The sequence below is a fragment of the Azoarcus sp. TTM-91 genome (assembly GCF_012911025.1).
In the GTDB taxonomy this organism is placed as follows: domain Bacteria; phylum Pseudomonadota; class Gammaproteobacteria; order Burkholderiales; family Rhodocyclaceae; genus Azoarcus.
Map to the genome: position 1 here is coordinate 35872 of NZ_WUEI01000035.1, position 6183 is coordinate 42054.

The 6183-nt window shown below is 66.6% G+C and carries 5 protein-coding genes; all 5 read left to right on the plus strand.

Annotated features, from left to right (window positions below; genetic code table 11):
• Positions 1-8 precede the first annotated feature (8 nt).
• Positions 9-1088 (plus strand): sulfate ABC transporter ATP-binding protein, encoded by a 1080-nt coding sequence (locus GRF61_RS11785; RefSeq protein WP_169150850.1) that lies wholly within the window; start codon positions 9-11, stop codon positions 1086-1088.
• A gap of 2 nt (positions 1089-1090) precedes the next feature.
• The gene (locus GRF61_RS11790) at positions 1091-2026 is read left to right on the plus strand and encodes a CysB family HTH-type transcriptional regulator (protein ID WP_169150851.1); all 936 of its coding nucleotides are present in this window, start codon (positions 1091-1093) and stop codon (positions 2024-2026) included.
• A gap of 516 nt (positions 2027-2542) precedes the next feature.
• Complete coding sequence (locus GRF61_RS11795; protein WP_169150852.1) at positions 2543-4579, plus strand: TonB-dependent receptor; 2037 nt, start codon at positions 2543-2545, stop codon at positions 4577-4579.
• 15 nt (positions 4580-4594) lie between these two features.
• Positions 4595-5992 (plus strand): extracellular solute-binding protein, encoded by a 1398-nt coding sequence (locus GRF61_RS11800; protein ID WP_169150853.1) that lies wholly within the window; start codon positions 4595-4597, stop codon positions 5990-5992.
• The coding region (locus GRF61_RS24565) for a hypothetical protein (protein ID WP_211165911.1) at positions 5989-6183 on the plus strand (195 nt) is incomplete at its 3' end. The genes GRF61_RS11800 and GRF61_RS24565, both read left to right, overlap by 4 nt.

The window sequence follows — 6183 nt, forward strand, 5'->3', positions numbered from 1 at the left end:
AGTCCGCCATGAGCATCCAGGTCGAAAACATCCACAAGCAGTTCGGCGCCTTCACCGCCCTCAACCAGGTCTCCCTGGACTTTCCCACCGGCGAGCTGGTGGCCCTGCTCGGCCCCTCCGGCTGCGGCAAGACCACGCTGCTGCGCGTGATCGCCGGGCTGGAAACCGCCGACTCCGGCCGCGTGGTGCTGGAAGGCGAAGATGCCTCCGGCACCCATGTGCGCGAGCGCCAGGTGGGCTTCGTGTTCCAGCACTACGCCCTGTTCCGCCACATGACGGTGTTCGAGAACGTGGCCTTCGGGCTACGGGTGAAGCCGCGCAAGGAGCGGCCGAACGAGGCGGAGATCAAGAAGCGGGTGCATCGCCTGCTGGAGCTGGTGCAGCTGGACTGGCTGGCCGACCGCTTCCCCGCCCAGCTCTCCGGCGGCCAGCGCCAGCGCATCGCGCTGGCCCGCGCGCTGGCGGTGGAGCCGCGGGTGCTGCTGCTGGACGAGCCTTTCGGCGCGCTGGACGCACAGGTGCGCAAAGAGCTGCGGCGCTGGCTGCGGCGGCTGCACGACGAGCTGCACGTCACCTCCATCTTCGTCACCCACGACCAGGAAGAAGCACTGGAAGTGGCGGACCGGGTGGTGCTGATGAACAAGGGCAAGGTGGAGCAGGTCGGCACCCCGCAGCAGGTGTACGAGCATCCGGCGACGCCCTTCGTCTATGGCTTCCTCGGCGCGGTGAACCTCTTCCACGGCCGGGTGGACGGCGAGCATGTGCGCGTCGGCGAGGCGGTGCTGCCGCACGACGGCCGCGACGCCGCCCACGGCGTGGACGTGGTCGGCTTCGCCCGCCCGCATGAACTGGACATCGTCACCGACCTCGCCTCGCCCCAGGGCGTGGAGGCCACCGTTGCCCGCGTGCTGGCCTTCGGCGCCAGCGTGCGGGTGGAACTGGACGCCATCGCCGGCACCGAAGGCCAGCCGCGCCACTACGAGGTGGTGCTGGGCCGCGAGCGCCTGGCCGAGCTGGCGCTCACCGAGGGCCAGCGGGTACGCCTGGTGCCCTCCCAACTGCGCGTCTTCCCGCGCGAGGCAGCCTGATCATGAACTTCCAGCAGCTGCGCATCGTGCGCGAAACGGTGAAGCGCAACTTCAACCTCACCGAGGTGGCCAACGCGCTCTATACCGCGCAATCCGGCGTTTCCAAGCACATCAAGGACCTGGAAGACGAGCTCGGCATCGAGCTCTTCATCCGCCGCGGCAAGCGCCTGCTGGGCCTCACCGAGCCGGGCAAGGAGCTGCTGCCCTTCGTCGAACGCATCCTGCTCGACACCCAGAACATCAAGCGCCTGGGCGAGCAGTTCGCGCAGAAGGACAAGGGCCACCTCGCCATCGCCACCACCCACACCCAGGCGCGCTACGCCCTGCCGCCGGTGGTGACGCGCTTCAAGCAGGAATTTCCCAAGGTACACCTGGAACTGCACCAGTGCGGCCCCAAGGAGATCGTCTCCCTGCTGCGCGGCGGCCAGGTGGACATCGGCATCGCCACCGAGGCGCTGGGCGACGAGGACGACCTGGTCACCTTCCCCTTCTACCAGTGGCAGCACGCCCTGGTGGTGCCGGAAGACCACCCGCTGACCCGCCTCAACCCGCTGACGCTGGACGCGGTGGCCGAGTACCCCATCATCACCTACCACGAGGGCTACACCGGCCGTAACCGCATCGACGCCGCCTTCGCCCGCTCCGGGCTGGTGCCCGACATCGTCATGTCGGCGCTGGACGCGGACGTGATCAAGGCCTACGTGGAGCTGGGGCTGGGCGTCGGCATCATCGCCGCCATGGCCTTCCATCCCCAGCGCGACGCCGGCCTGACGCTGATCGACGGCAAGGGCCTGTTCGAACTCAACACCACCCGCGTCGCCCTGCGCCGCGGCCACTACCTGCGCGGCTACGCCCTGCGCTTCATCGAGTGCTGCGCGCCCGCGCTCACCGAGGCCAAGATCCGCGAGGCGGTGTTTCCCAAGATCTCGGGTCAGTAAGGCCGCTCGCCAGGGGCTCCCCGCCTTCTGCCTAGCCCGCTGTTACCTGCTGGTGACAGCGGGTTTTTGCATTCTTGCCGCCTGATCTCGCCAAAGGAAAGCGGAAAGCCGCGCTCGAAACCCATTCCAGCGCGCTGAAACCCAACCTTTCCGCTACGACTCCCGATAGGAACACCTCCATCGTTATGTAACAAAGTTAACAACGATGTGATTAGAATGTCAGCTTCCCGCCAGCTGCGGACGCAGGCGTGAGCGCAGGCCGACACCTGTCCATAAGACATAGGAATTCGACCAGCCTCTCCTGCATGGATTGCTGATCACCGTCCGCCCAGGGCGGAAAAGCGCCGCGCCTTCATGAGAATGAAATCGACATGCGACCAGGCAACATCCGGTCGGGAAGGCACTCGCCCTTCGCTGTATTGGTACATATATTGCGCAACCAGCACTGAATCCGTGGCACGCCCCGCAACCAGCCTGCCCCGAATGTTGGCCACCCTCCTCAAGGAAGCAACAAGCATGAATCGTCTCCCCTGTCTCAGCCTGCTGGCACTGTCCATCGCCCTGGGCTTTTCCGGCTCGGCCCTTGCCGCCGAAGCAAGCACTTCTGCCGCCGACAAGAAAGTCTTCACCCTGGGCCAGATCACCGTAACCGCGGCCCCGGAGGACGAAACCCCGCTTGGAACCGCTACGGTCAGCAGCGAGCAGATGTGGGACTTCAACCGGGACAGCCTGCCGGAAGCGCTCAACCTGATCCCTGGCGTGGCCACCACTCCCGGCTCGGGTCAGCGCAACGAAACGGTCATCAGCGTGCGCGGCTTCGATCGCTGGCAAGTACCGCTGATGATGGACGGCATCCGCCTCTACCTGCCGGCCGACAACCGCATCGACTTCGACCGCTTCCTGACGCCCGATCTCGCCGAGATCCAGGTCTCCAAGGGTTACGTCTCGGTGCTGAACGGGCCGGACGGCATGGGCGGTGCGATCAACCTCGTCACCCGCAAGCCGGTCAAGCCCTTCGAAGCGGAGCTGCGCAGTTCGGCCGCTTTCTCCAACGACGGCGACTACAACGGCAACACCACCTATGCCAGTATCGGCAGCCGGCAAGAGATGTACTACGTGCAGGGCAGCGTGGAGCAGCGCGACTCGCGCTCCTGGTCGCTCTCCGACGACTTCAAGCCCACCGCCGTACAGGACAAAGGTGAGCGGAACAACACCTCGAAGAAGGACTGGCGCGTAAACCTCAAGGCGGCACTCACGCCGAACGCCACCGACGAGTACTCCCTCAACTTCGTCAAGCAAAGCGGCGAGAAGCACGGCGCCGGTTCGGTCACCGGCACTTCACCCGTCAGCACCTGGGACTGGCCGACGTGGGATACCTGGAGCCTGTACTGGCTGTCCCACACCCAGCTCGGCAGCAAGAGCTATCTCAATACCAAGGCCTACTACAACAAGTTCGAGAACGACCTGGTGGCCTACACCAACGCCAGCCTGAGCGCGAAGAACTGGACCAGCTACTACGACGACAACGCCAGCGGCGTCAGCGTGGAGTTCGGCACCGACCTCGTTCCCTACAACACGATGAAAGCAGCGGTGTACTGGCGGCGTGACCAGCATAAGGAATGGCAGCTGACTCATAGCAGTGGATTCACCGAGCCCAAGCAGGAGACCACCGAGGAAGTCTTCTCCGCCGCATTCGAGAACACGGTGCACATCACGCCAAAATGGGACCTAGTCGCCGGCATCAGCCGCGACGCGCGCCTCTCGCGCAAGGCAGAGGAATATGCGAGCAACGTGCTGTTCGACCAGCCGCGCTCGGATAGCTGGGCCACCAACTACCAGGCCGCCGTCATCTATCGCTACAGCGACACCGGCAAGGCTCATCTCTCCGCCTCCGACCGCACCCGCTTCCCCACCATGTTCGAGCGCTTCTCCTCGCGTTTCGGTGGCGCCCTTTCCAACCCCTGGCTGAAGCCGGAACGCGCGCTCAATCTGGAACTGGGCATCGCTGACCAGATACTGCCGGGCGTACAGGGCAGCGCAGCCCTCTTCCACAGCGAAGTGGATGACGCCATCCAGTCAGTGAACATCCTCTACAACGGCAACACCTACTCGCAGAGCCAGAACGTCGGCAAGGCCACCTTCCAGGGCCTGGAACTCAGCCTCACCGCCCGCCTTTCCCACCAGCTCGAAGTCGGCGGCAACTACAGCTACATCGACACCGATGTGGACAATCCCAACGACTCCACCGCCCGCCTCACCACCACCCCGCGCAACAAGGGCTTCCTCTATGCCAAGTGGCGGCCGGTCGAGAAGCTGACGGTGATTCCCAGCCTGGAAATCAGCGACAGCCGCTGGTCCAGCCGCGCGGTGGGCACCGGCTACACCCAGACCGGCGCTTACGAACTGCTCGGCCTCAAGCTGGAGTACAAGCTGACACCGAGCTGGGACGTCTCCCTCACCGGCCGCAACCTGCTGGACAAGAACTACGAAGTGGTCGATGGCTACCCGCAGGAAGGCCGCAACTTCGTGCTCGCCACCCGGCTGCAGTTCTGATCCACGGAGGGCGAAATGCGAATTTCATTTAAAGACGCCCTTCGCTGCCTCGCCGGCCTGGCCCTCGCGGCCGGGCTGGCGCTGGGCGCGACAGGCGCGATCGCGGCAGATGCGGCGGTAACCCATCCGGCCAGCCACGCTACCGCCGGCGCAGCCATCGACAAGGTGGTGGTGCTCACCAGCTACCCGGAAGAGCTCACCGTGCGCTTCCAGGCCGCCTTCGAGCGCCAGTACCCCGGCAAGCGGGTGGAAATCCTGTGGCGGCAGTCGGCCGACGCCATGGCCTACCTCAAGCGCAGCCGGGGCGAGGTGGATGTCTACTGGACACCGGCGCCGGGCAACTTCGCCGCGCTGCGCGAGGAAGGCCGCTTCGCCCGCCTGAAACTGGACCACAAGGCACTGCCCGGCAACATCGGCGGCAGCCCCATCTCCGATCCCGAGGACTACTTCGCCGCCTTCGAACTCGCCGGCCACGGCATCGCCTACAACAAGGACACCGTGCGCCGCCTCGGCCTGCCGGCGCCGCGGGACTGGGCGGACCTCGCCCATCCCGCCTACGCCGGTCTCATCCAGGTTCCCATCCCCGGCCGCATCGGCTTCGCTCCGGTGCTGATCGAAACCGTGCTGCAGGGCTACGGCTGGGAGCGCGGCTGGGCCCTGCTCAGCGAGATCGCCGGCAATGCCGATTTCGGCGGCAGCGGCGACAACACGCCCGCCGCCGACGAAGTCGCCAGCGGCCGCAAGGCGGCGCGCATGACCATCGATTTCTTCGCCGCCACCGCCATCGCCAACGGCGCGCCCATGGGCTTCGCCTACCCGCGCAAGACTGCCTACAACCCGGCCCAGGTCGCGGTGTTCGCCGACGCGCCGCACCCGGCCAACGCCCGCGCCTTCGTCGATTTCGTCCTCTCCGCCCAGGGCCAGGGCCTGCTGATGCACCCGGACGTGCGCCGCCTGCCGGTGCGCAAGGCGCTGTACGACGCCCACCCGGAACTGCCCGCCCAGCCCTTCGCCGCCGGCAACCTCGGCTACGACGGCAAGCTCGCCCGCGCCCGCCACGGCCTGGTCGCCGCGCTGTTCGAAAGCGCCCTGGTGCGCCGCCACGCCGAACTGGCCGGGCTGTGGGCCGAAGTGCACCGCGCCGAGGCCGCCGGACTGAAGCAGCATCCCGCCATCCGCGCAGCGCGCGCCCTGCTCTCCGCGCCCCCCATCCCGGAGGCCACCCAGGCCGACGCCGACCTGCGCCTAACCTTCGCCTTCCCGGAACGCACGCCGGGCGCAACGCGCGAGGAAGCCGCGGCGCCGGTGAGCAATCCGCTGCGCGACCACATCGAGGTTTACTGGGCGGCCGAGCTGGACGCACGCATCACCGCGGCGCGGAACGCGCTGCAAACCGTGGGGAAGAAGGGATGAGCCAGGACACGCCGGAGCGCAAGGAGAAAGCGGCCCCCTCCGAACAAGCGGTGTTTTTCTCCCCTATCCCCTCGCGGGACGAAGGCGGAAAAATGAAACATGGCTTCGCCCGCTGGAACACCCTGTGGCATGCAGGGGCGCAAAGCGGCGCCTGGGGGAGAGGGAGAACGGCCCACGGAACTGAAACGCAG

Excerpts from the sequence above, each read along its gene's own strand:
- GRF61_RS11785 (WP_169150850.1), top strand. The coding sequence starts at position 9 with ATGAGCATCCAGGTCGAAAACATCCACAAGCAGTTCGGCGCCTTCACC.
- GRF61_RS11790 (WP_169150851.1), top strand. The coding sequence starts at position 1,091 with ATGAACTTCCAGCAGCTGCGCATCGTGCGCGAAACGGTGAAGCGCAAC.
- GRF61_RS11795 (WP_169150852.1), top strand. The coding sequence starts at position 2,543 with ATGAATCGTCTCCCCTGTCTCAGCCTGCTGGCACTGTCCATCGCCCTG.
- GRF61_RS11800 (WP_169150853.1), top strand. The coding sequence starts at position 4,595 with ATGCGAATTTCATTTAAAGACGCCCTTCGCTGCCTCGCCGGCCTGGCC.